5 protein-coding genes and 1 pseudogene are annotated in these 7,062 nt (G+C 57.6%); 4 read left to right on the forward strand and 2 right to left on the reverse strand.

Annotated features, from left to right (window positions below; translation table 11 throughout):
* Positions 1-33 precede the first annotated feature (33 nt).
* Complete coding sequence (locus tag C1J04_RS18640; RefSeq protein WP_037955028.1) at positions 34-3,009, reverse strand: Tn3 family transposase; 2,976 nt, start codon at positions 3,007-3,009, stop codon at positions 34-36.
* Between the two features lie 134 nt (positions 3,010-3,143).
* Between C1J04_RS18640 and C1J04_RS18645 the strand changes: the two genes are divergently transcribed.
* The 4 genes from C1J04_RS18645 (at position 3,144) to tnpC (ending at position 6,204) form a co-directional block, all read left to right on the forward strand.
* Positions 3,144-3,704: a recombinase family protein gene (locus C1J04_RS18645; RefSeq protein WP_037955014.1), complete on the forward strand. Its 561-nt coding sequence runs from the start codon at positions 3,144-3,146 to the stop codon at positions 3,702-3,704.
* 196 nt (positions 3,705-3,900) lie between these two features.
* Positions 3,901-4,287 (forward strand): transposase, encoded by a 387-nt coding sequence (locus C1J04_RS18650; protein WP_240790901.1) that lies wholly within the window; start codon positions 3,901-3,903, stop codon positions 4,285-4,287.
* Positions 4,284-4,637: an IS66 family insertion sequence element accessory protein TnpB gene (gene tnpB / locus C1J04_RS18655; protein ID WP_009826846.1), complete on the forward strand. Its 354-nt coding sequence runs from the start codon at positions 4,284-4,286 to the stop codon at positions 4,635-4,637. The genes C1J04_RS18650 and tnpB overlap by 4 nt, the downstream gene beginning before the upstream one ends.
* Positions 4,638-4,692: 55 nt before the next feature.
* On the forward strand, positions 4,693-6,204 hold the full coding sequence (tnpC, locus tag C1J04_RS18660; RefSeq protein ID WP_009826845.1) for an IS66 family transposase: 1,512 nt from the start codon (positions 4,693-4,695) through the stop codon (positions 6,202-6,204).
* On the opposite strand, the pseudogene C1J04_RS18665 reads toward tnpC, so the two are convergent.
* Positions 6,195-6,857 (reverse strand): annotated as a pseudogene (locus C1J04_RS18665) (ISNCY family transposase); the annotation flags it as partial. The gene tnpC and the pseudogene C1J04_RS18665 overlap by 10 nt on opposite strands.
* Between the last annotated feature and the right edge of the window lie 205 nt (positions 6,858-7,062).

The following is a 7,062-nucleotide window of genomic DNA, read 5'->3' on the forward strand; positions in this document are numbered from 1 at the left end:
TTTTTGTCCGGGCCGTGCGAACGAACGGAGAACTTATGCGGCGTCCTGTATCTCGTGTTTCCGAAGTGGCCTGAGGCGATCTGAGCTGAGTGGTGGGTTCATGTTCCACAGGTAGTCCCCGGTCAATCCTACATGGGCCCAGCCAAGTGGTGCGATATGTTTGGTAATTTCGTTTGGGATGGCTACTCCGTTTTTCCTCAGATCAGTGATTGAGGCTTCCAGGTATTTGGTGTTCCACAGGATGATGGCGGCAACCAGGAAGTTGAGGCCCGACGCTTTGTGGATCTGATGCTCATAGCTGCGATCGCGCATTTCACCGAGTTGGTTGAAGAAGACCCCGCGCGCGAGGGCGTTTCGGGCTTCTCCTCTGGCTAGACTTGCGCTGGTTCTTTTTCGCAACTCAAGGCTGCGCATCCATTCCAGGGAAAAGAGGGTCCGCTCCAATCGCCCCAGTTCGCGCAAGGCAATTGCGAGTCCGTTTTGCCGGGGATATGCGGACAGGCTTTTAAGGATCGCAGAAGCAGTGGTAGTCCCGGCCTTGATGGAGGTCGCCAGCCTGAGGATTTCAGGCCAGTTGTCGACAATGTGACCTGCTTTGATGGTGCCGCCGATGAAGGGTGTCATGATGGCCGGGGGCTTCATTCCGGGCAGGAGATACAATTTGCGATCCTTGAAGTTTCGCAAGCGTGGCGCGAAGCGGAACCCCAGGAGATAGCACAGGGCAAAGACATGATCCGTCGCGCCGCCAGTGTCCACGTGATGCTCTTCGATTGCGACGCCTGATTGGTGGCGAAGCAGACCATCCAAAACGAAAGGCGCTTCGCTTTCGGTGGCGGTGATGACCGTCGAGTGGAACGGACTGAACTGATCTGAGATGTGGGTGTAAAATTTGAGACCTGGGGTGCGTCCGTACTTTGCGTTGATATCTGCAGAGGCCTCACCGCGGCCACCGGCCCGGAAGAACTGCCCATCTGAGGATGATGTCACGCCGTCCCCCCAGAGTTTGGCCAGAGGGAGCTCGCGTTGCATGTCGATCAGACAAGCCAAAGCGTCAGAATAGGTCTCCTCGCGCAAATGCCAATCATGAGCCCACGCGATTTGCCGGGCAGACAGATTGTGGGTTGCCGCGGCCATGCGGGATACACTCAGATTGACCCCATCGGCAAGGACAGCGGCAAACAGCGCCTTTTGATCTGTCGCCGGTTTGCCCGAGCGATAATGGGTGAAGCACTCCGCAAATCCGGTCCAGGCGTTCACTTCTGTCAGCAGGTCGGGGATCTTGATTTGTGGCAATTGCCCATAAGCCAGTCGGCTCATGGCCGTGGCGGCGTCGGGTGTTTCATCTTTGACCGGGGTGATGCTCAGGGTGCCACCCTGAATGGCGGCATCCGGCAGCGTCCCCGCTTCGGCACGGGCCGCGACAATGGCCATGGCCTCCTCGATCTGCTGTTGCCGTTCTGAAAGATAGGTTTCTGCATCCGCCGCGGCGGCGATCGGCAACGACTCCTCGGTACGCAAGATCTCGAAGGTGGCTTTGGGGATGAGCCGATCGTCGAAGTTGCGTCGCTGCCGGCTTCCTGCGACCCAGACATCCCCTGCCCGAAGACGATCACGCAATTCGAAGTAGACGCAGAGCTCGTATGCGCGCCGGTTGACCTCCCCGGGCGCCGGAAAGACAAATGGGCGCCAAACCTTCCGGATGAACCCGGTTGGCGGGTTGTCGGGCAGGCTGCGCTTGTTCGCCTCATACATAACGCGCAAAAGATCTATCGCGCGCAGAAGGCTGGCAGCGCTGGCCGCACCTTTGAAGCTAAAACCCCTTAATATCATGGGCGCAAACTGGCGGGCGGTCTGATATTTTCCGATGAGTTCAGTATATTTGTCGGGCTTTCCGTCTCCGAGGGCGGTTTCAATTGCGGATGTCGCACTCTCGATCTCGTCCCAATTGGCCGTGTCCAATATTCCGTTGAGATCACCGGTCTGCAGGCGGGCAGTCAGAGCCTCACGGCAAAATGCTTTGAGTGACTGTAAAGGGCGGATGATGTCCATCAGGAGCCTGGACGCTTTGTCGGAACTTTGTTGTTCCGCCTTTCGAAAGCTTCGGCCCAGCAATTTGTCGAACATATCCAGTGCAAGATCGGTAAGCTGTTCTTCCAGCCGCAGGCAGGCGGCCGACAAAACTGCCAGCAACCGAGGCAAGGCCATACGCCGCAGATTTTGCACCGTGATCCGCAAGCCTTCGCCTGCCAATCTGTCGAGCGCTGATGTCGAGATATTCTGACGCAAACTGTTGGGCAGGCCGATCGCCCGAACCACCTTCAGGCGATCCAGAACAGCCTTGATGGATTTGGAGGACGCTGATTTGGGTGCTGCTTTCAGCCAGCTCAGCGTCGACACCTCGCCCGATTCAGGTGGCGCAATCAATGCACGCAGGGCGTCGGGGTGATCCGGATACAGATCTCGGGTCCGAGCGGAAATCCTGACATTTTCCGCGCGCCGGATCGCATGCCTGACAATCAGTTCAACGGTACGGCGCGCCGGGATCAGGATACGTCGCCGCCTCAGTTCTTCAATCAACGAAATTGCCAAAGGCTCGGCCCGCGGGTCTTCTCCGGCAGATGGTGTCAGCCAATGAACAAACTCCCGCACAAGGGGTTTTGTGAACGCCTTGTATCCAAACCGAGCTATAATTTGCGCGATATGTTCGCGTCGTGTCTGCGGGCGCTGATCATAGACCGCGAGATCGGAGGCGCTGGCATCAACCTGATCTGCAAGAAAGGCCAGCATCACGTCGTTGGCCTGTTCTCCAACATTACGAACCCGCCCGGGATGGCGTAGATAAGCCAATGATACGGCATAGCCCAGACGCGCAGCAGCTGTTCGCTTTCTGGCGACAACCTCGATCTCATCCGGGGTGAGCGTGCAATACATCGCGACTTCTCGATCCTTCGAGGGTGGTGCCATCAGCCGAGACCAAAAACTTGCCGTCAATATTTGTCGCCGTGCCATAAAATACCCTCTTTTGTCCCAAGTCCGTGAAACGCTCGTTAGGCGGAACGACCCGTTCCGTCCGCCAATATGGCTTGACAACGGGAAGTCGGACAAGTTGATTTATGGACAGGAAAACGGACAAGGCTATCTTCATGGCTCTGATTGGATATGCGCGGATCTCGACCACTGAGCAAAAGCTGGAACCGCAGGTGGATGCGCTCAAAGCTGCGGGCTGCGAAACTGTGTTTGAAGATGTCATCTCCGGCGCCAAAGCCGAACGCCCTGGCCTGAATAATGCCCTGGCCTTTCTGCGCAAGGGCGACACGCTTTTGGTCTGGAAACTCGACCGTCTGGGCCGCTCCATGAAGCACCTGGTGGAAACAGTGACAGACCTCGGCGACCGCGGTGTTGGCTTCAAATCCCTGACCGAAGGCGTGGACACAACAACTACCGGCGGCACTTTGGTGTTCCATCTGTTCGGTGCGCTTGCCGAGTTTGAGCGTGACCTCATTGTCGAGCGCACGCAGGCCGGATTGAAGGCTGCTGCAACGCGCGGCAGAAAAGGAGGGCGCAAGCCTGTCGTCACGCTCAAGAAGCTGGAGCAAGCCAAAGCCCATATCAGCGATGGATTGACCGTCCGAGAGGCCGCAGCGCGCCTCAAAATCAGCAAAACAAGCCTCTACAATGCCCTCAGAGGTCAGAAACCCGACTGAAACCGCGAATGTTCCCGTAAAGTTCGCACGAGCCGGACGATAACGTCACTTTTATGCAGTGACCCCTCATACCCGCGCCAGCCTTTGCGTCTTCCTTGGCCACCCGGAACACTGTAAGCGGTGCGCCGACCCCACACTTACGGCATATCGCCTGATCTGCGATTCAGAGGCTCTTTTGTTTCAAGGGAGTTTCTCGATGGGAGCTACAAGCGAGTTTCTTGCAATGGTGCCTCGCCGTTCTGACGGCAAGCGGAATTGGCCGCCTGAGTTGAAGGCACGGATTGTTGCGGAGACGCTGATTGAGGGCGAGACGGTCAAGGCTGTGGCGCAGAGATACGAGCTGATCCCCAGCACGGTGTCTGACTGGCGTCGGATGGCGCGGCAGGGTAAGTTGGTTCTGCCCAATTTGGACGGCATGGATTTTGTGCCTATTGAGATCGAGGCACCTGCACCTTTAGCCGAACCTCTGCCTGCCGCTTCCGCCAGCACGATTGATGTGATCAAATGCGATGTCACCATTCGTCTTGATGCTGCGACGCCAGCCGCGCGGATTGCTGCGATCGCCAAGGCTCTGGCCCCATGATCACGCCATCCCATAAGGTGCGGATCTTTGTGGCCAGCGATCCGGTCGACTTCCGCAAGGGCCATGATGGTTTGGCCGCCTTGGTGCAAAGCCAGTTGCGCCAGAAGCCGTTTGATGGGGCTGTCTATGTCTTCCGCGCCAAGCGTGCGGATCGGCTGAAGCTGATCTATTGGGACGGGAGCGGATTGGTAATGGCGTACAAACGGCTCGAAGATAGCAGCTTCACCTGGCCTGCGATCAAGAACGGTGTGATGCGGCTGGAACCGGCCCAGTTTGAGGCGCTGTTTGCGGGTTTGGATTGGCGGCGCGTGCGACCTTTGGAGACAGCGGCCCCCGCTGCGGCGGAGTGACTCATAGGGTCGTTTGGGCGGGTCATTCCGCCCTTGTTTTGTTACGGTCTCGGGCATGAGTGTGCCTGACGAATTGCCCAATGACATTGCCGAATTGAAGGCGATCATCCGCGCGCAACAAGATCAGAATGCGCGACTTGAGGCGCTGGTCGCTTCCTTCAAGAAAGCCCTCTTCGGGAGCAAATCCGAGAAGATTGATCCAGCCCAGTATGAGCTGGAACTTGAGGATATCGAGACGGCCATCGCGCAGGTGGAAGCCGAGATTGACGCCGACGCGCGCACCGCGCCCGCACGGCCAACAAAGCCACGCCAGACCAATCGTGGGTCACTGCCCAAGCATCTGGAACGGGTTGAAGTGGTTATCGAACATGACCTCTCCTGCGCCTGCGGGGCAGAACGTCATGTCATTGGCGAGGATGTCAGCGAACGGCTGGATATCATTCCCGCCCAGTTCCGCGTGATCGTCACCCGGCGGCCCAAGTATGCTTGCCGGTCCTGCGAGGGCGGGATCACCCAAGCCCCGGCACCCGCCCACATCATTGCTGGCGGCATGCCAACCGAGGCCACGCTGGCCCATGTTTTGGTGTCCAAATACGCCGATCACCTGCCGCTCTATCGGCAGGCGCAAATCTACAGGCGTCAGGGGATCGATCTGGATCGCTCGACCCTGGCCGCATGGGTCGGAAAATCGGCGTTCGAATTGACCCCGGTCTATGAGGCGCTGATGGCGGATATCAAGCGCTCAACCAAGCTCTTCATGGATGAAACACCCGCGCCGGTTCTCGCACCGGGGCGGAAACGCACAAAGACCGGGTACTTCTGGGCCCTGGCCCGCGATGACCGGCCTTGGGACGGCGATGATCCACCCGGTGTTGCCTTTACCTATGCGCCGGGGCGCTCCGGTCAGCATGCAGTCACTATCTTGAAAGGCTTCAGCGGCACCCTGCAGGTCGATGGATATGCAGGCTATAACCGTCTGCTCAAACGTCCAGCACAAGACGTGACACTGGCATACTGCTGGGCGCATGCCCGTCGCAAGCTGCATGACGTTACCCAATCCGGCGCGGCCCCGATTGGACAGGAAGGCTTGGCTCAAATCCAAGCACTCTATCGCATTGAAAAAGACCTGCGCGGCCTGAGCGCCGACCAACGCCACGCCGCACGGCAGGCACGCTCGAAACCCATCATCGACGCCTTCGCGCTTTGGCTGGCCCAAAGCCGTGCCCGCGTCTCGGCCAAATCCCCAACCGGAGAAGCCCTGAAATATATTGCCAAATACTGGGACGGGTTATGCCGGTTCCTCGACGACGGTCGTATCGAACTCGACAACAACCCCGTGGAGCGGACGATCCGCCCCATCGCCCTCAACCGAAAAAACGCGCTCTTCGCGGGCCATGACGCAGGCGCACAAAACTGGGCCGTCATCGCGTCACTTATCGAGACATGCAAACTCAACAAAATCGAACCGCATGGCTACCTGTCTGGTATCCTGACGGCAATCGCCGCAGGACACAAACAAACCGACATCAACAAGCTGCTACCTTGGAATTACGTCAGTCCCGTGTGATCGGTGCACCGCTTACGGAACACTGTGTGCTTGTCGCTGTAAAAGGCGACGGGGCGACCGTGTTCGAGCAGATAGCTTTCTAGTGCTTCGAAATAGCTGAACGTACTCTCTGACCTCACGAACCTCAGTTCCATCAGCGTACTGGTGGCATCGTCGATAAAGACGAGCAGGGTGCAAGGGCCAGCACGATCCTCAAACCAACGATGATCCGAGCCGTCGATCTGGATCAACTCGCCGAAACATTCCCGGCGTAGACGCGGCTGGTGAAACCGACGGCGCTGCTTGCGCGAAAGCCAGATACCATCTTCAACCATCCACTTGCGAAGCGTCTCGCGAGAGACTTTGAAGCCATGATATTCCGCCAGCATCTCAGCGGCAAGCGTCGGCCCAAAATCCGGGTAGTTCTCCTTGATCAGGCTCAGCGCATAGTCCCGTTTGGCCTGATGGATCAGGTTGTTCGGCGACTTCCCACGCGCTTTATGCCGGATCGCAGGTGCACCATCCTGACGATACCGCTTCAGCAATCTGAAAATCTGTCGACGCGTCAGGTCCAGCATGTTGGCCGCGTTGTCGACGCTCAACCGACCATCATCGACCTGCGCCAAAACCTCCACACGGTTCAACTCGCGCTCGCTCATCATCACCCATCCCATATCCGCTCATCCTCACATCGTTTGCGAGGAGAGTGACACTTCTGCTTTGCTCTGGGGTGACATTATCGCTTTGCGCGTACAGTTCCTTTTTGCATAATAAGGTTTATGTTAAATAAGTCAGTATTTCTGACCTAAAATGAAGGGTGGGTCTGTCTGAGAAAATGCTCGAACGGCGGTCAGTGAATAATCGTGGATTACCGTCAAT

It is taken from the genome of Sulfitobacter sp. SK025 (assembly GCF_003352105.1).
Lineage (GTDB): Bacteria > Pseudomonadota > Alphaproteobacteria > Rhodobacterales > Rhodobacteraceae > Sulfitobacter > Sulfitobacter pontiacus.